Annotated in this window: 13 protein-coding genes; 8 read left to right on the top strand and 5 right to left on the bottom strand. The window is 71.8% G+C overall.

Annotation, left to right across the window (positions count from 1 at the left end; genetic code table 11):
* The first annotated feature begins 569 nt into the window (after positions 1–569).
* Positions 570–1766 (top strand): PP2C family protein-serine/threonine phosphatase, encoded by a 1197-nt coding sequence (locus ACLF5H_RS31405; protein WP_421679390.1) that lies wholly within the window; start codon positions 570–572, stop codon positions 1764–1766.
* Positions 1767–1851: 85 nt separating this feature from the next.
* Here ACLF5H_RS31405 and ACLF5H_RS31400 read toward each other — a convergent pair whose 3' ends face one another.
* The 3 genes from ACLF5H_RS31400 to ACLF5H_RS31390 all read right to left on the bottom strand — a co-directional run bounded on the left by ACLF5H_RS31400 (position 1852) and on the right by ACLF5H_RS31390 (position 4384).
* On the bottom strand, positions 1852–3105 hold the full coding sequence (locus tag ACLF5H_RS31400) for a PP2C family protein-serine/threonine phosphatase (RefSeq protein ID WP_421679389.1): 1254 nt from the start codon (positions 3103–3105) through the stop codon (positions 1852–1854).
* Positions 3106–3249: 144 nt separating this feature from the next.
* Entirely contained in the window at positions 3250–3672 is a 423-nt protein-coding gene (locus tag ACLF5H_RS31395) for a hypothetical protein (protein ID WP_421679388.1), read from the bottom strand.
* Between the two features lie 136 nt (positions 3673–3808).
* A complete protein-coding gene (locus tag ACLF5H_RS31390; RefSeq protein ID WP_421679419.1) occupies positions 3809–4384 on the bottom strand; it encodes a TetR/AcrR family transcriptional regulator in 576 nt (191 codons plus the stop codon).
* A gap of 137 nt (positions 4385–4521) precedes the next feature.
* Between ACLF5H_RS31390 and ACLF5H_RS31385 the strand changes: the two genes are divergently transcribed.
* Both ACLF5H_RS31385 and ACLF5H_RS31380 read left to right on the top strand, forming a co-directional pair.
* On the top strand, positions 4522–5769 hold the full coding sequence (locus ACLF5H_RS31385; protein ID WP_421679387.1) for an FAD-dependent oxidoreductase: 1248 nt from the start codon (positions 4522–4524) through the stop codon (positions 5767–5769).
* 115 nt (positions 5770–5884) lie between these two features.
* Positions 5885–6625, top strand: a complete 741-nt coding sequence (locus ACLF5H_RS31380; protein ID WP_421679386.1) for a class I SAM-dependent methyltransferase — start codon at positions 5885–5887, stop codon at positions 6623–6625.
* A 59-nt stretch (positions 6626–6684) separates the two neighbouring features.
* On the opposite strand, the gene ACLF5H_RS31375 is transcribed toward ACLF5H_RS31380, so the two are convergent.
* Complete coding sequence (locus ACLF5H_RS31375) at positions 6685–7662, bottom strand: hypothetical protein (protein WP_421679385.1); 978 nt, start codon at positions 7660–7662, stop codon at positions 6685–6687.
* A 70-nt stretch (positions 7663–7732) separates the two neighbouring features.
* A complete protein-coding gene (locus ACLF5H_RS31370) occupies positions 7733–9109 on the bottom strand; it encodes a M1 family metallopeptidase (protein WP_421679384.1) in 1377 nt (458 codons plus the stop codon).
* 433 nt (positions 9110–9542) lie between these two features.
* On the opposite strand from ACLF5H_RS31370, the gene ACLF5H_RS31365 reads away from it, so the two are divergent.
* From ACLF5H_RS31365 to ACLF5H_RS31345, 5 genes are all read left to right on the top strand, one after another.
* Positions 9543–11000: a cytochrome P450 gene (locus tag ACLF5H_RS31365; RefSeq protein ID WP_421679383.1), complete on the top strand. Its 1458-nt coding sequence runs from the start codon at positions 9543–9545 to the stop codon at positions 10998–11000.
* Positions 11001–11045: 45 nt separating this feature from the next.
* Positions 11046–12623, top strand: coding sequence for an NAD(P)-binding domain-containing protein (locus ACLF5H_RS31360; protein WP_421679382.1), 1578 nt, complete (start codon positions 11046–11048; stop codon positions 12621–12623).
* Positions 12623–13735, top strand: coding sequence for an alpha-hydroxy acid oxidase (locus tag ACLF5H_RS31355; RefSeq protein WP_421679381.1), 1113 nt, complete (start codon positions 12623–12625; stop codon positions 13733–13735). The genes ACLF5H_RS31360 and ACLF5H_RS31355 overlap by 1 nt, the downstream gene beginning before the upstream one ends.
* Positions 13729–15390, top strand: coding sequence for an MFS transporter (locus ACLF5H_RS31350; RefSeq protein ID WP_421679380.1), 1662 nt, complete (start codon positions 13729–13731; stop codon positions 15388–15390). Before ACLF5H_RS31355 ends, ACLF5H_RS31350 begins: the two co-directional genes overlap by 7 nt.
* 77 nt (positions 15391–15467) lie before the next feature.
* Entirely contained in the window at positions 15468–16535 is a 1068-nt protein-coding gene (locus ACLF5H_RS31345; RefSeq protein WP_421679379.1) for a DUF6282 family protein, read from the top strand.
* Positions 16536–16674: the final 139 nt, after the last annotated feature.

Genomic DNA, 16674 nt, shown 5'->3' with positions numbered 1-16674 from the left:
ACGGTCATGGACTCGACGTAATCGGTCACCGTTCTGCCGTCAGGCACGCCCGACCGCGGACAGCCCTTAGACTCGGCGCCCGTACCCATCATGATCACTACGGGAAGGGACCCCATGTTTCAGGACGCTCCGATCTACCACCAACTTGTCGCGGAGCGTGGCGATGTACCTGCGCGCGTACGGGACGCGGCGACGAGCATATTGCGTGAACTCGACCACGTGATGGGCGGAATGGCGTTGCCCGCCCTCTCCACGAGCCCGCTGCCGATGCGACAGCCTGACGCCTCCGCGCGAGCCGCGCTTCAACTGCCCAGGGCGTAGACCGCTGCCGGGACGGGGGTGTCACCGGGCGGATTCCCGCGTGTCCCGCACACGGGAACCGTGATCACCGGGCCGGTCGCGGCGTCCGCCCGTGGAGCCGAAGCGCCGTGGGAACGCCCCCTCCCCGACCGGATGCCCCTACCGGACCGTGCCGGGAGGCCGGGCACGTCCCGTACATCCGGGGCCGCTGCCCGCATGCGGGGTGCTTCCCCTCGTGTTTCTCTGTGGAGCATGGAGACTGGGCCGCCATGACCGGGACGCGGCGCGAGCGGCACCGCCCGCAGCGGGAGCGCGTGCGCGGCTACGCCTGGTCGCTGCCCTCGCTGCTGCTCATCGGCATCGTGGTGCTGGACCTCAACACCAGCGCGGAGTTCCGGATCGTCTCCTGGATCGTCCTGGTGCCCGGCCTCGCCGCCGCGGTCTGCGGGGCGGGGACGACGGCCGCCTTCGGCCTGGTGTCCCTGGTGGCGTACGCCCTCGTGGACCACGCCTGGCCCGACCACTACAAGGCGGGCCTGCCCGACTTCGTCCTGGTCGCTCTCGGCGGTGCGCTGGCCACCCTGGTGGCGGCGCTCCGGGTGCGGCAGGAGCGGCGCATGCTGCGCATGCAGGACATCCTGGAGACCTCGGTACGCGCCGTACTGCGCCCGCTGCCCGCGCGCTGGGCCGGTCTCGAGCAGGCGGGCGCGTATCTCGCCGCGGATGTCGAGGCGCGGGTCGGGGGCGACTTCTACGACATCCAGCCCAGCCCCTACGGCACCCGCGTGCTCGTCGGCGATGTGCAGGGCAAGGGGCTGGGCGCGGTGGAGGCGGCGGCCGCGCTGCTCGGCACCTTCCGGGAAGCCGGGTATCACGAGGACGATCTCGGGACGGTCGCCGAGCGGCTGGAGATCCGGATGCTGCGGCACCGCGTGCACACCATCGCGATCGGACAGGAGGACGGCGACCGGTTCGCCACGGCCGTACTGGTGGCCTTCTCCAGGGGCGCGCCCGGCGTGGTCGACGTCATCAACTTTGGACACGAGGCACCGCTCGCGATCGGCCCGCACGGCGTCCGCGAGCTGCCCGGCGGGGACGGGGTGCCGCTCGGGCTCTGCGATCTGACCGGCGGGCTGCCACCGACCCGCCGGGTGCCGCTCGCACAGGAGGAGACGCTGCTGCTCGTCACCGACGGGGTGACCGAGGCCCGCAACCGCAAGGGCGAGTTCTACGACCTGCACGGCGACGTCGCCGCCGCGATCGCCGCCGACCCGGGCTGCGCCGCGCCCGGCCTCCTGGTCCGCCGCGTCCGCGACGGCGTGCTCCGGCACAGCGGACGGCGCCTCACCGACGACACCACGATCTACGCGGTGCGGCGGCTCCCGGAGACGGAGGAGAGCCCGGGGACGGGACCGTTGCCGGGGGCGCGGGAGAGGGGGCTCTCGGAGAAGGAGGGGTATTTCTGAGGGGCCGGGGCCAGGGAAGCCGCGACAATCACAGGTCCTGACGATCACAGGTTCTGACAATCACAGGTCCTGACGATCACAGGTCCTAGAGCCGGGCGACGACAAGGGCCACGTCGTCGCGCCCGCCGCCCGCCACGCCGAGGCGGGCCAGGACGGTGTCGGCCACCTGTTCGGGACCGAGGCGGCCGCACTCGGACAGGACCTCGATCAGGCGGTTCAGGCCGGTGTCGATGTCCTCGTCGCGGCGTTCGATGAGCCCGTCGGTGTACAGCACCAGCGTGCCGCCCGGCTTGTAGTGGAGGCTGGCCTGCGGGCGGGGCACATGTTGCGGGCGTGCGCCCAGCGGTGGGTCGGTCGCCTGGTCGAGCAGTTCGGTCCGGCCGTCGGTGTGCACCAGGACCGGGGGCGGGTGACCGGCGTTGCTGTAGGTGATCAGCCTGCTCCGCCGGTCGACGATGGCCTTGAACGCGGTCGTGCCCAGCGCGCCGTCGATCGACCGGGCGTACAGGCCCAGCACCTCCAGAGCCTGCGCGGGGCGCGGGAGGGCGCGAACGGCCGCCGACAGGGCGCTGCGCAGCATGCCCATGACCGCGGCGGCCTCGAGACCGTGGCCGATGACGTCGCCGACGGCGAGTGCCAGCTGGTCCGGGGGGATGTCGACGACGTCGTACCAGTCGCCGCACACATTCAGCGAACCGACCGCCGGCTGGTAGCGCACCACCACGTCCTGGGAGTGATGTGCCAGGTCAGGAGTGTGCAGCATGGCCTCCTGCAAGGTGACGGCGATCTCGCGCTCGCGGGTGTGGGCCCGGCGCAGTTCCTCGTTCAGCCGCTGCAGCTCCCGCGCCCGCGCGTACAGCTCCGCCTCCAACGACTCGGCCGCCTCCAGCTTCTTGCCCACCCGGACGCCCGCCGGGTGGGTCGCCTGGTGGGCCTTGACGAACGCGGTGACGTCCTCGCCCCGGTGGATGATCCACGCCACCTGACCGTCCGGGCCGAGGGCGGGGATGTTCACCGGGGACCACCAGCGTTCCTCGAACATGCCGGGCCGGTGCGGGACGGCGACGTCGTACTTCTGGAGCGGCATCGTGTCCGGTCGGCGGGTGGCCAGCACCCGGTGCAGGGACGTGTCCATGTTCCGCACCTCGTCGGCGTCCGGATTCCCGGCGTCGTCATGGAGCGCCTGGAAGACGTGTCGGCCCACCAGGTCGTCCCGCGTCCGGCCGGTGGTCTCCAGGTAGGCGCGGTTGGCGTCCACGATCACCAGATCCGGGCCCAGCACCAGGCACGGGGTCGGGACGGCTGCGAACAGGGCCGCGTGATCCACTTCTGCCGCCATCTCGCCGCTCCTCGTGCCCGCCGCCGGTGCCCTGCCCCCAACCTAGGCCGCGGCCGCCGTGGCCGCCCGGTCTGCCTCACCCGGTCGGCCGTCGGCTCCGTCCCGCCCGCTCCTGCGTGGCCGCGGGAGCGCCCGCACCGGGCGTCAGCACGACGCGTTGTAGTCCGGCTCGGGGCAGGTGGGAAGGGACCAGGGCGACCAGGTGCCACCGGCGGAGCGCGTGCGGTGCCAGGGGTTGCCGTCGGTGCCGGTGATGACGATCGAGAACACCCAGCCGCCGTCGCTCACGTCCCAGATGGAGATCCCGCTCTGAGCGACGCCGCCCATGGACTCCCATCCGTACCAACTGCCGTCGGGCAGGCTCCAGTTCGTCCACACCGCGCGGTCGGTGCCGATGACGAACACCTGCTCCGTGCCGTTCGGGAGCGGCTCGGACGTCACGGTGTAGCCGCAGTTGTAGGTCTTGCCCAGGAGCTTGCAGGTGTCCGCCTGGGCCGGTGCGGCGGCGGCACCGAGTCCGCCCAGGGCGACGGCGGCGGCGACGAGAGCGGCCTTGATCTTGTTCATGTCCGATTCCTTCACGTGGGTCGAGGTTCCGGTCGCCGCGGTGTCCGGGGCTGGTTCCCCCTCACCGGGCAGCGGAAGTCGATCACGGTCGAGCGGTGCCGGACCATGCGGAATCACAGGCGGAACTGTCCCGCGGCTACTTCTGCCTGTGCGCCGTCCAGCCCTTGTCGAGCAGGTCGAAGACCCGGCCGAGGGCGGTGCCCGGGTCCTGGGACCCGCGGACGAGGACGGGTGCCTCCAGGGCGAAGTGGGCCAGGGCTCGGCAGCTCGGGTCGTCGGCGGGCAGTCCGGCGTCGTCGGCGATCGCCGCGGCCAGGGCGTGTTCGTGCCGTAGCCACATCCGGCGGGCGTACTCGCGCAGGGCCGGGGTGGTGTCGACCAGGCGCAGGAAGTCGTCGAACCGGGGGTCGGTGTGGACCCGCCGGGAGTGCTCGCCCAGCAGCAGCCGGTGCAGGGCCTGCGGTACGGACCGGTCGGCGGGGCGCTCACGGACGGCCGCGACCAGGGCCGCCTCGCGGTCCACGTCCTGGTCGAAGACCAGCGCCTCCTTGCCGTCGGGGAAGTGCTTGAAGAGCGTCGTCACCGAGACGTCGGCCGCGTCGGCGATCTCGCGCACCCCGACCTCGTCGTACCCCCGCTCGGAGAACAGGCGTAGCGCCGCGTCGGCGAGGGCCTGGCGGGTGGCTGCCTTCTTGCGCTCTCGGCGCCCCATCTCGGTCACCCGGTCACCTTATCGCGATTGTGGAGCGAATTAGAAAGTTGAGCTGTTACGCTTTTTTAGCGGTTGCACTCAACAGGGTGCTGTCGCGACTCGTTCGCGATCCCGCGCCACCCGAGGGGAAGGTCCCGATGACGAACAGCACACCCCGAAGCACACCCCGGATCTGCGTGATCGGCGGCGGCCCCGCCGGTCTGACCTGCGCCCGCGTCCTGCAGGGGCACGGCATCGAGGTCACGGTGTACGACGCCGACGAGGCCGTGGACTCCCGCGACCCCGGCGGCACGCTCGACCTGCACGCCGACTCCGGGCAGATCGCCCTTGAGGACGCCGGGCTGCTCGACGCCTTCTTGGCGCGGGCCCGGCCGGAGGGGCAGGCCAAGACCCGCCGCGACCACCACGGCACGGTCCTGGCGGAGTTCACCCCGGCCCCCGGCGACGAGGCCGCGCCGGAGATCGACCGCGGCGGGCTGCGCCGCATGCTCTTCGACCACCTGAGGCCCGGCACCGTCCAGTGGGGCCACCGGCTCGTCGGCGTGCGCCCGCTCGGCGACGGCGGTCACCTCCTGGAGTTCGCGGACGGCACCACCGTGTCGGCCGACCTGGTGATCGGCGCCGACGGGGCGTGGTCGAAGGTCCGCCCCCTGGTCGGCGACGCCGCCCCGCGGCACCTCGGGGTGTGCTTCCTGGACGCCCGGTTCGACGACGTCGACTCACGCCACCCCGAGATCGCCGGGCTCGTCGGCCCCGGACATCTGTTCTCCAACGACAACGACGGCCGCGCGGTGATCCTTCAGCGCAACGGCGACGGCGTGGTCCGCGGCTATATCGCGTTCCGCGCCGCACCGGACTGGCACATCGCGGCCGGTGTCGACCTCGCCGACCGGGAGAGCGTCCGCGCCCATCTCGTACGGGAGTTCGGCCACTGGTCGCCGGTCATGCGCGCGTTGATCGTCCGCAACGACGGCGACTACGTGCCCCGGTCCTTCTGGGCGCTGCCCGCCCCGCTCACCTGGGAACACGTCCCCGGAGTCACGCTGATCGGGGACGCGGCCCATCTGATGGCACCCTTCGGCGGCCACGGCGCCAACCTCGCGATGCTGGACGGCGCGGAACTGGCGCACGCCGTCAGCCGTGCGGTCGGCCCCGACCCGGTGGTCACCCTCGACGAGGCGGTCGCCCACTACGAGTCGGCCATGTTCGCCCGCTCCGGAGAACTGGCCGCGAGCTCCAACGACGCCCTGGTGCAGTTCTTCGCCACCACCGACGAGCCGGATCTGCCGCCGGACCACGAGCAGGAGCACCGGGACTACCTCGCCCGGGCGGAGGCGTACCGGCGGGAGCGGGCCCGGGGGAGGGGCGAGCGGGCCGGGGCTTGAGGACCCGTCCGGCGGTTCACGGGCCGACCCGGTGCCGGACCGGGGCGACGGAACGGGTCGGTCGGTTCCCCGGATCGTGTTGACCGCGCCCGGCAGGCGGTGCTGGAGTCGGCGTGTGGACAGCATCCCCGCCAACCGGCGGCTCTGGAACCGGATCAGCGGCGCCTACCAGCACGAGCACGACCCGCGGATCGGCGCCGCACCCCGGCTGTGGGGCATGTACTCCGTTCCCGACGCGCACCTGCACGCCCTGGGTGACGTCACCGGCAAGCGCGTCCTCGAACTCGGCTGCGGCGCCGGTCAGTGGTCCAGGGCGCTCGCCGCCGAGGGCGCCACCGTGGTCGGGCTCGACCTGTCCGAAGCCCAACTCGCCGCGGCGGCCCGCGCGATGGGAGCGGCCCGCTACCCGCTGGTGCAAGGCGCCGCCGAGCAACTCCCGTTCGCAGCCGACAGCTTCGACCTGGTGTTCTGCGACTTCGGCGGGCTCAGCTGGGCGCCCCCGCGCCTGGCCGTCCCACAGGCCGCGCGCGTCCTGCGCCGAGGCGCGCGCTTGGTGTTCAACGTCGCCAGCCCATGGTTCGAGGCGTGCTACGACGAAGCCGCGGGCCGCGTGACCACGACGCTGCGACAGGACTACTTCGGGCTGAACGCCATCGGCGAAGGCGACGGCGCGACCAGCTATCAACTCACCTACGGCGACTGGGTCAAGGTCCTGCGCGGCGCGGGCCTGGTCATCGACGACCTCATCGAGCCGCGGCCCGGACCCGGAACGCCCAACGGCTACAACGAAACCGACCCGCCCGACTGGGCGCACCGCTGGCCGGCGGAACTGCTCTGGGTGACCCACCGACCGTAAGATCCGCCGCGCCTGGTCCTGCCGCTCATGGGGCCCGCCGGGAGCCCACCGGGTGGTGGTCAGTCGGTCTCCGCCCCCGCGAGCAGCGCGTCAAGTGCCGCACGCAGACCGGCCAGTTCGGCCGGGGTGGACTCGGCCGGTTCGGGTGTCACCAGAGCGGCGGGGTTCAGCACGGGAGTGGTGCCCGCGGGGGCGGTTGCCTCCGCGGCGTGGGCGAGGAGTGAGGTGATGTCGGGCGGCGGGGTGCCGAGGCTGGTGCCGAGTCGCCTCAGGGCGGTCGCGAGCGAGAGGTGAGGGAAGGGGAAGTCGGCGGGGAGCAGTTCGGCCTGCCGGGTGTGGTCGTCGCCGTGGAAGTCCAGGGTCCAGCTCTCCCAGCCGGGCAACGGCCAGTCGTGAACGCCGGTCACGGTCTGCACCGCCCAGAGCGAGACGGTGCGGGCCCGCGGGTCGAAGTGGACACCGCCGTACGGCATGTCGGTGGGCGCGGGGGTGGCCGCCGAGGCGGGGAGCAGGTCGATCAGGGCGGGGCCGCCGGCGAGATGATCGATGGGTTCCCACGCGCTGCCCCACGCGCGCACGCTTCCGTCGGGCAGGCGCAGGGAGACGACGGACCAGGGCTCGGTGCTCTCGTCGCCCGTGAACTCAGAGGGTTCGAAGGTCTCGAACCAGCCCGGCGCACGGGTCAGGTCCCTGCCGACGCCCAGCTGGTGGGTGAGGTCACCCATGCCGTCATGCGCGAAGCGGACGTCCCAGCCGGGCCAGGTCCGGGCCAGTACGGCGCGGGCGGCGCGATGGTCGGCCCAGCTGTCCGCGAAGCCGAACCAGCGCAGGATCCGACGGTCGTGGTCGACGAGCGCGGCGCCTTCGCACCACACGTCGTCGAGCCATTCGTCGATCTTCCGCTGGGCGCGGAAGCAGCGCGTCGCCGCGGCCGGACCGGGCAGCAGATCACCGACCACCCGGTTGGCGGCCCAGTGCGAGAAGTACCGCTGCCAGGCGCCGTTCTCCACCACCACGTACTGCGCTCGTGCTCCCATGACCGGCGAGGCTAGCCCCGCCGGGCGACGGGCGACGAACGCTTTTCAGCCGGCCGACCCGGGCTCCTTCTCACCTCCGTGACGGCTTCCCCTCGTTGAAGAGCCAGGTGTCGAAGAGCCCGGTCAGGTCCTTCCCGGACCTGCTCTCGCACAGGGCGACGAACTGCCGGGTGTCGGCGTTGCCGTGCCGGTGCTGGCGCGTCCAGGTGCGGAGGATGTCGAAGAAGACCTCGTCGCCGACGGCCTCGCGCACCTGGTGTACGGCCATGGCGCCGCGGCCGTAGACGGGCGGGTCGGACACGCGCCCAGCGCTCGGCGGATCGGCGGGCGGGAAGGCCCAGATGCCCTCGGCCTCGTCGTCCGTGCCGTCGTAGAAGTCCCTGAAGATCTCGTCGGTGCTCCTGCCGCCCCGCTTCTCCTCCCACAGCCACTCCGCGTAGGTGGCCATTCCCTCGCTGAGCCAGATGTCCTTCCAGAGCCGCGGGGTCACGGAGTTGCCGAACCACTGGTGCGCCAACTCGTGGACGAGCAGGGTCTCGTCCGGGGCTTCGGCGAAGTAGGGCTTGGTCTGGGTTTCCAGGGCGTAGCCGAGTTCGGGAAGGTGGTCGACGACGGCGCCGGTCGAGGAGAAAGGGTAGGGGCCGAAGAGTTCACCGGCCCAGTCGACGATCTCGGGCACCAAGCGCGGGACGGCTTCGGCGTCTTCGGCCTCGTCGGGGTCGACGGCGACATGGACCGGCAGGCCGTCGGGGGTCCGGCTCTTGTGGATCTCGAAGTAGCCGACGGAGACATGGGCGAGGTACCCGGCCATGGGCTCCGCGGTACGCCAGTGCCGTGTCACGGTCTCGCCCCGGTCCTTCTCCGCGATCAGTTCGCCGTTGCTCACCGCGTCGTAGAAGTCGCCGTCCTCGTCCCTGGGGACCGTGACCCAGATGTCGAACCTGGCTTTGTCCGACGGGTGATGGTTGCCCGGGAACCAGGTCATGGAGCCGGTCGGCTGGCCCAGGGCGGTCGAGCCGTCGTCGGTCTCGATCCAGCCTTCCAGACCTCCGTCGTCGCCTTTGACCGTTCGCGGGGTGCCGTCGTACGTGACGACCGCCTCGAAGATCTCGTCGTTCTCCAATGCCTTCGCCGGTGTGACGACCAACTCGTCGCCCGAACGGGAGAATTCGGCTTTCGCCCCTTGTACCGTCGCGGTGCGCACCCGCAGGCCCGACAGGTCCAGGTCGAAGCGGCTCAGATCCTGGGTGGCCCGCGCTGTGATGACCGCCGTGCCCTTCAGATGATTGGTCTCCGGTGTGTAATCCAGTGTCAGCCCGTAATGCGTCACGTCGTAGCCGCCATTGCCGAGCGTCGGGAAGAGCCGGTCACCCACTCCGGCGGCGCCGGGCCTCGCGGCCCCGGCGACACCGCCCCCCGGCGCGGAGCCGGTGCAGGACGTCGTCATGGCCAGAAGCAGTGCCGCCGGTGGAGCCCAGCCGGGCAGGGAACGCCGGGGTCGGCGGGGCGGCGCGGTGCGAGGTCTCATCTCGTGTCTCCCGTCGATTGCGGCACACGAGACGTCAGAAGCCTTGCATCGCCCAATGGTTGCCTCAAGGTCACCGGAATTCTTGTGGAGTCGCCCGGTCTTTCGCGTTCGGTATTTCGACGCGAGGGTCGGCGCAGCCTTACTCCCGTCACTCCCAACGCCCTGTGATCCAGGTCACTGTGACGCTCTCTGGTGATGCGCTTTAAACATCAAGTACCGTCGGCTTCGAATTTCTGCGGCATCGTAAAGCAATTTCAGTCAACAGGGCGAACATGCGCGCTCTGACGTGGGATCAGGCGGTCCCGCACGGCCCCCTCCTCCGGGACGGGGAACGACTGGGAGGAGCGTGACGATGGTCAGGCCCAAGGCCGCGGCGGCCCTGGCGGCCGGAACCCTGCTGCTGTCCACCCCGACCTGGCTGCCCCGGACGGTCGTCGCCCTGCGGATGAGGGTCTTCGCCCGGGTCAACGGCGACGAGGGCGGCACCTTCCCCGACGCCACCGTCGGCGCCGACCGCTTCCAGGAGGTCTACGGCCACCCGGCGGCCGGTGGCCGCAGCAAAGGCGCCGCCCTGTCCGACCTGTTCTGGTACTGGCTCGCCCCCGGCGCCGACGTCCATCAGGAGCACCTGGAGGCCGGGCCCCGTTACGACGAGGTCGCCCGGCGCACCCTCGCCTTCCTCTCGGGGCCCTCCGAGACGCTGTCCGCGCGCGCCGCCCGGCACACCGCGTCCGTCCTCGACGACGCGGCCACCGGACGCGTCACCCTCGTCCGGCTGCGGGACCTGATGATGCCGGTGTGGGCGGAGTTCTTCCACGGCCTGGTCTTCGACGAGCCCTGCCCGGCGCATGTGCGACGGCTGATCGTGGACAACGCCGAGGACGTGGTCAACGCCCTCAAATGCACCCGCCCACGCCACCTGCGCCGCCGCCACCGCCTGACCGCCTACCTGCTGCGCAGGCTCGCCGACGACGACGCGAGCACCCGGCGACCCCTGCCGACCGGGCTGACCCGCCGTCAGCAGGCGTACTACTTACAGGGAACCTTCTTCAACACGGCCGTCGTCCAGATGTCGGAGGCCATGGCCCATCTGCTTCTGGCGCTGGCGCAGCATCACGACGTACAGCGCCGGGTGGCCGAGCACCCGGACGACGACCGGTATCTCTCCCACGTACTCGACGAGACCTTCCGGCTCTACCCGCTCTTCGGCATCGCCCACCGCATCGCCACCGACGACATCGCCCTGGACGGTCTCCCGGTCCTCCCCGCCGGATCCGTCCTGTGCTTCAGCTACCCCGACTACCACGCGAGCGGATACCCGGATCCGGACGCCTTCGACCCGGAGCGCTGGGAGCGGACCTCGGCCAGGGACGCCCACCACATCCCCTTCGGCGTGGCCGCCAACCGCCCCTGCCCCGCCTGGCGTCTGGCACCCCTGATCATGCGCGCCGCGACCCGCGAGGTCCTGACCCGCTTCGCGCTCGACTCTCCCGTCCCCCACACCCGGTCCATCCCCGACCGCGCCCCCTGTCTGCTGATCCGCCGGAACGCCCCGCTCTCCCGCCCTCGGCTCCTCGCCCTGCGCGGCGCGCTGTGGACACGGGGCCGCTTCGAGGACGTCGGCCGCGGCATCGCCCAACTCGGCTTCGGCACCTGGATGGTGCTGGCCGCCCGCCGCACCCGGCCGGCCACCCGCTACTTCGCCTCCCACGACACCGAAGGGCGCCCCCTGCGCCGACCGGACCCAGCGGCGAACGGCGATTCCCGCCCGGCCGCCCGCAGTTGCCCGTACCCGGGCCCCACCCCCTGACGCGCGCACCCCGAACCCGCCGCCGCACGTCCCCCGGAGACCGAATTGACGCAACAGCCTCTCGATTACCTGGTGATCGGCGCCGGACCCGCCGGTGTGCAGCTCGCCTACTTCCTCAAGCGGGCCCGGCGCGACCACCTCGTCCTGGAGGCGGGTCCCGTACCGGGCGCCTTCTACCGGAAGTTCCCGCGGCACCGGCAGATGATCTCGATCAACAAGCCGTACTGCGGATTCGACGACCCGGACCAGAAGCTGCGGGTGGACTGGAACTCGCTGCTCGGCGACGACGACATGCCCCGGTTCACCCGGTACACCGACCGCTACTTCCCGCACGCCGACGACTACCTGCGCTATCTCGCCGACTTCGCCGCCCACCACGAACTGGCCATACGGTACGGCACCCGGGTCACCGAGGTCGCCCGGGACGGGGAGCGCGGGCCGTTCAGGGTCACCGACGAGCACGGGACCGTACGCACCGCCCGGCGCGTGGTGGTCGCCACCGGCTTCTCCCGCGCGTACGTCCCGCCGATCCCCGGCATCGAGACCGCGGAATCGTACGCGGACATGACGCTGGACCGGGACAGCTTCACCGACCAGCGGGTGCTGATCATCGGCAAGGGCAACTCGGGGTTCGAGACCGCCGATCACCTCATCGAGCGGGCCGCCGTCATCCATGTCCTCGGCCCCAGCTCGATCAAACTCGCCTGGAAGACGCACTTCATCGGCCACTTACGGGCGGTCAACAGCAACTTCCTCGACACATACCAGCTCAAGGCCCAGAACTCGGTGCTGGACGCCACCGTGGACCGCGTCGAGAAGCTGCCCGACGGCGGATACGAGGTCACACTGACCTATCTGCGCCGCGACGAGACCGTCCGTTTCCGCTACGACCGGGTGCTCGCCTGCACCGGCTTCGCGATGGACGCCTCGATCTTCGCCCCCGAGTGCCGTCCCGAACTGACCATCAAGGACCGGTTCCCGGCGCTGACGTCCTCCTGGGAATCGGTCAACGTCCCCGACCTGTACGTCGCGGGCACCCTCACCCAGGTCCGCGACTTCAAGAAGTACACCAGCGCCTTCATCCACGGCTTCCGCTACGGCGTCCGCGCCCTGACCCGGATGCTGGAGTGCCGCTACGAGCGCGCCGAGTGGCCGAACCGGGCGCTGCCGTCCGACCCGGCTCAGTTGGCGGATGCCGTACTGGCACGTCTGGCCACCACCTCGGCCCTCTGGCAGCAGTTCACGTTCCTGTGCGACCTGCTCGTGGTGGACGACGACGGCGTCCGCCACTACGAGGAGATGCCGGTGGACCATCTGCACGACTCGGACTTCGGGCAGCACGACAGCTACCTCACCCTCACCTTCGAGTACTTCCCCGGACACGACCGGCTGGACCCCTTCGACATCGCGGCCGGCCGTGCCTGGGAGCGGGAGCACCGGCACGACGACCGGTACCTGCATCCGGTGGTGCGCCACTTCCACCGCGGCGACGTCGTCTCCGAGCACCGCCTCAAGGAGAACCTCGACAACGAGTGGAACGACCCCGTGGTGCACGTCGAACCGCTGGTCGAGTACCTGGCCGAGGCGCTGGACCGCCCCCGCGCGACGGGCGGTGAACGGTGATGAGCACCGCTCCGAAGGCCCCCTCGACGCACAGGGCGCCCCTGAGCGTGCGCGAGTACGAGCCGCTCGCACGGGAACTGCTGGACCCGGTTCACCACGACTACTTCGCCGGTGGCGCCCACGACGAGATCACCCTGCGCGCCAACGAAGCCGCCTTCGCCCGGCTGGCGTTGGTGCCGCGCGTACTCCGGGGACGGGGCCGCCCCGACCTGACCACCGAACTGCTCGGCCACCGCACCTCGATGCCGATCGTGCTCGCCCCCACCGCCTTCCACCGGCTGGCCCACCCCGACGCCGAGCGGGCCACCGCCCGCGCCGCGGCCGCCACCGGGGCGATCATGATCGCGGCGATGCTGTCCACCGTCGCCGTCGAGGAGATAGCCGCGGCGGCCCGGAAGGCGGCGGGCGACGCGCGCCTGTGGTTCCAGCTCTACGTCCAGCGCGACATGGGCTTCACCGAGGCCCTGGTGCGGCGCGCCGAGGACGCCGGCTGTACCGCCCTGGTCGTCACCGCCGACTCCCCGGCCCTGGGCCGCCATGTGCGCAACGACCGCAACGACTTCCACGACCTGCCGCCCGGCATGGTGTGCGAGAACCTGCGTTCGCTGCGCGCCGACGAACCCGGGCACGTCAGACAGGTGGACCTCTCGCCGGAACTGTCCTGGGACCACGTCCGGCGGCTGCGCGCCATGACCGGACTGCCGATCGTCATCAAGGGCGTACTGCACCCCGAGGACGCCCGGATCGCGGCCGATCTGGGCATGGACGCGGTGATCGTCTCCAACCACGGCGGCCGGCAGCTCGACACCACTCCCGCCACCGTCACCCAACTGCCCCGCGTGCTCGACGCGGTGGGCGACCGGATTCCCGTGCTGCTCGACGGGGGAGTCCGGCGCGGCACCGACGTCGCCAAGGCGCTCGCGCTGGGTGCGGCCGCCGTCGCCGTGGGGCGTCCGGTGGTGTGGGGCCTGGCGGTCGGCGGACAGCAGGGGGTGGAACGCGTGCTGGGCCTGCTGCGCGACGAACTCGCCCACACCCTGACCCTGTGCGGCTGCGCGGGCCCCGCCGAACTGGACCGGGACATGGTCGTACCCGAGGACCCCCGATGGTGACCTCCGCTCCGGCAGGGGAGCGCGTATCGCGCCGCGTCGTCTTCGCCGCGGGCTCCGTCCTGGTCGTCATCGGGGTGGTGCTGCACGTCCCGTCGTACTGGATGACGCGCGACGACCACTTCGCGATGGCGGGCATGGGCATGAGCCCGGCCATGACCACCGGCATGGTGCTGATCGTGCTGGGCCTTGTCGCCGCCGCCTGGAGTCTGCTGCCCACCCGGGAGCGGACCGCCGCTCGCGGCTCCGGGCCGCGCGCCCCGCGGTACGCCGCCCTGGACGGCGCCGGGTTCACCCGCGCGCACCGGGCCCTGGTGACGGTGCTGTCCGCGGCGCTGGTGGTGGACACCATGAAGCCCGCGTCGCTCGGCTTCGCGGTCCCCGGCATGCGCGCGGAGTACGGGCTGGACGCCGGGCAGGCGGCCCTGCTGCCGCTGGTCGCCATCGGCGGCACCGTCGTGGGCTCGCTGCTGTGGGGCAGGCTCGCCGATGTCTACGGCCGCCGCTCGACGATCCTGCTGTCGGCCCTCATGTACGTGGCCACCTCGATCTGCGGTTTCATGCCGTCGTACGGCTGGAACCTGGCGATGTGCGCCCTGATGGGCATGGCCGCGGGCGGCATGCTGCCCACGGTGTACTCGCTGATGTCGGAGTCGGTGCCCGCCCGGCGGCGCGGCTGGATCATGGTCGCGCAGAGCGGGTTCGGCGCCGCCGCGGGCTACCTCGTCGCGAGCGGCTGCGCGACCCTGCTCGTCCCGCACTACAGCTGGCGAGCCCTGTGGCTGCTGGGGCTGCCGACCGGTCTGCTGCTGGTGGTGCTGCGCCGGTGGATCCCCGAGTCGCCCCGCTTCCTCATCGAGTCCGGACGGCGGGAGGAGGCGGCCCGGGTCATGGCGCGGTACGGCATCCGGGCGGTGCCGGGGGCCGAGGGCGGCACGCGTGACGCGTCAACGGACCCGCGTGGCGGGCCGGTTGACGGACCTGGCCTCGGAGCGGAGCCCGAACGGGGCCGCTCCTCCCGGCTGTTGTCGGCCCGCTACCGCCGCCAGACCTGGGTGATCGTGCTGTTCGGTGTGAGCTGGGGCATCGTCAACTGGGGCTTCATCACCTTCCTGCCCAGCTTCCTCACCTCGGCCGGCTCCGGCACCCGCGCGGGCGGCCTGCTGTTCGTCTCCTCCGCCCTCGCGGTGCCCGCCACCTTCATCGCCGCCGCCCTGTACGCGCGGTGGAGCAGCCGCAAAGCGATGTGCCTCTACGCCGCCCTCACGGCCCTGGTCCTGGTCGGATACGCGGTACTGCGCCCCGAGCGGCACGGGCACGGCGGCGCCATGGTGGCGCTCACCGCCCTGCTGCTCATCGCCTCCGGCGGCATGGCCGCCCTGCTGGCGCCGTACGCCACCGAGGTCTACCCGACGGCACTGCGCGCCACCGGCAGCGGTGTCGCCGCGGCCGGCACCAAGGCGGGCGGCCTGTTCGGGCCGCTGCTGCTCGGCTCGGCGCCACGTCTGGAGGGCCTGGCCCTGGTGAGCGCCGTACCCCTGGTCGCGGCCGGGCTGGTGCTGTGGCGGTACGGCACCGAGACGCGGGGCGAGCCGCTGGTCGAGGCGGCCCTCCCGGTCAGGCCGGTCGGGACCGTCCGGACGCAGGCCGACACCTGAAGCACCAGAAGCGGCGACGACCGCTCCCGCCCCCCTTCTGTTCGCACGACGGACGCACGGAAAGGCGACCCGCACCCATGGACGGCATCCCCGCGGACAAGGAACTGCTGGCTGAGGCCGGGCTCCGCCGCCCGAACAAGGCCCCCCACGACCGTTTCCTGGCCGCCTACCGGGCACGGATGGGCCACCGCGACACTCCTCTGCAACCGCCTGCCGTCCACGGGGTGGAGGGCGCGATCGACATTCACTGCCACGCCCATGAGGGCCAGCAGGACGCGCTGGCGGTGGCCCGGACGGCGGCCGCCAGCGGCATGGGCGGACTGCTGTTCAAGAGCAGCCTGGGCATGCGGCGTCCGGACGTCGCCGGACCGGCCGGGGTGATCCGGGAGGTGGACGCCGAGCTGCGGCGCTGGTGCGAGGAGACCGGCGTCGAGCCGATCGGCCTGTGGGCGGGCTGGATCACCAGCTTCACCAAGGGGCTGCCGATGCTCAAGGCCGCCCGCACACAGCTGGCGGACGGCGTCAAGGCGGTGTGGCTGCCGGTGTTCCGCAGCGCCAACACCCTCCACAAGGTCGGCGGCCCGCCGATCTGGTGGGGCGCCGGTACCGACCCGGCCGAGTGGAGCGACCCGCTGCCCTGGGCGCGCGCGGTCGAGGTCGGCGAGTACACGCTCGACGAGCACGGCCGGCTCAAGCCCGAGTACAAGGAGGTCTTCCGGATGGCCGCCGACCACGACGTGATGCTCTCCTTCGGACACGCCACCCACGAGGAGATCTTCGCCATGGCCGAGGCGGTGCGCGAACTCGGCATCACCAAGGCCGTGGTCGACCATCCCTTCAGCCCGTTCATCGACCTGTCGCTCGCCGAGATGCGGGAGCTGACCTCGGCGGGCGTCTACCTGAACTTCACCTACGACGAGATCTCCCCGCTCCTCGGCGTCAACCCCGCGGACATGGCCGCCGCCATCCTGGAGTTGGGCACCGACCGCATCACCCTGTCAAGCGACGCGGGCGAGCCGCTCTTCCCGCACACCGTCGAGGCCGTCCGGCTGATACGAGCCCATATGCGCGCGTTCGGGCTGAGCGAGGAGCAGGCGCATCAGGTGTGCGTGGTCAACCCCGGGGTTCTGATGGGCGTGCGGTGATCATGTCCGGGCCCGCCCGCAGCCGGGCGGGCCACGGCAGGCATACTGGCGGCTGATCGCCTGACCGATCGGTCGCCGTGCGGTCACCGACCCGGGACCGGCCGGGGAGCGGGAGATTCCAGAAACGCGAGGAGTAGGG

Origin of the sequence: Streptomyces sp. LaBMicrA B280, from assembly GCF_049222185.1 — a bacterium.
Taxonomy (GTDB): Bacteria; Actinomycetota; Actinomycetes; order Streptomycetales; family Streptomycetaceae; genus Streptomyces; species Streptomyces murinus.
This window is presented reverse-complemented; position numbering and strand designations above follow the sequence as displayed.

What these genes read in the sequence shown, in the direction of transcription:
- ACLF5H_RS31405 (WP_421679390.1), top strand. Translation starts at nt 570, where the DNA reads ATGACCGGGACGCGGCGCGAGCGGCACCGCCCGCAGCGGGAGCGCGTG.
- ACLF5H_RS31400 (WP_421679389.1), bottom strand. Translation starts at nt 3,105, where the DNA reads ATGGCGGCAGAAGTGGATCACGCGGCCCTGTTCGCAGCCGTCCCGACC.
- ACLF5H_RS31395 (WP_421679388.1), bottom strand. Translation starts at nt 3,672, where the DNA reads ATGAACAAGATCAAGGCCGCTCTCGTCGCCGCCGCCGTCGCCCTGGGC.
- ACLF5H_RS31390 (WP_421679419.1), bottom strand. Translation starts at nt 4,384, where the DNA reads ATGGGGCGCCGAGAGCGCAAGAAGGCAGCCACCCGCCAGGCCCTCGCC.
- ACLF5H_RS31385 (WP_421679387.1), top strand. Translation starts at nt 4,522, where the DNA reads ATGACGAACAGCACACCCCGAAGCACACCCCGGATCTGCGTGATCGGC.
- ACLF5H_RS31375 (WP_421679385.1), bottom strand. Translation starts at nt 7,662, where the DNA reads ATGGGAGCACGAGCGCAGTACGTGGTGGTGGAGAACGGCGCCTGGCAG.
- ACLF5H_RS31370 (WP_421679384.1), bottom strand. Translation starts at nt 9,109, where the DNA reads ATGACGACGTCCTGCACCGGCTCCGCGCCGGGGGGCGGTGTCGCCGGG.
- ACLF5H_RS31365 (WP_421679383.1), top strand. Translation starts at nt 9,543, where the DNA reads ATGGTCAGGCCCAAGGCCGCGGCGGCCCTGGCGGCCGGAACCCTGCTG.
- ACLF5H_RS31355 (WP_421679381.1), top strand. Translation starts at nt 12,623, where the DNA reads ATGAGCACCGCTCCGAAGGCCCCCTCGACGCACAGGGCGCCCCTGAGC.
- ACLF5H_RS31350 (WP_421679380.1), top strand. Translation starts at nt 13,729, where the DNA reads ATGGTGACCTCCGCTCCGGCAGGGGAGCGCGTATCGCGCCGCGTCGTC.
- ACLF5H_RS31345 (WP_421679379.1), top strand. Translation starts at nt 15,468, where the DNA reads ATGGACGGCATCCCCGCGGACAAGGAACTGCTGGCTGAGGCCGGGCTC.